The sequence below is a fragment of the Gilvimarinus sp. 1_MG-2023 genome, assembly GCF_030548285.1.
The window spans coordinates 1-409 of the sequence record NZ_JAUOSC010000231.1; the positions used below are offsets into that span (position 1 = coordinate 1).

Annotated in this window: 1 protein-coding gene; it reads left to right on the forward strand. The window is 54.3% G+C overall.

Features of this window, described 5'->3' with window-relative positions; genetic code table 11:
* Positions 1-409, forward strand: a 409-nt coding sequence (locus Q4563_RS16565; RefSeq protein ID WP_303605266.1) for a transglycosylase domain-containing protein, incomplete at both ends; no start/stop codon positions are given.

Sequence of the window (409 nt, forward strand, 5' to 3'; positions counted from 1 at the left end):
GGATCAGCGGGTCGAACAGTTGTCGGTAAATGGCAAGGCGGTGCCGCTGGTCCGGCTGGAGCCGCAATACGTTGGCGGTATCTTCCCGTCCCATAACGAAGATCGTGAACTGGTGACACTGGATCAGGTGCCCAGCGATCTGTTGGCTGCGCTGGTGGTAACGGAAGACAACCACTTTTTTGAACATCATGGTATTTCATTACGAGGCATTAGCCGGGCGCTGGTGGCCAATATTCAAGCCGGTGGTGTTGTGCAGGGTGGCTCGACACTGACACAACAGCTGGTCAAAAACTTTTTTTTAACCAGTGAGCGCACCTTGATGCGCAAGGCGCAGGAAGCCTTGATGGCGATTCTGCTGGAGCTGCATCACAGCAAGGCCGAGATTCTGCAAGCCTACCTGAATGAAGTG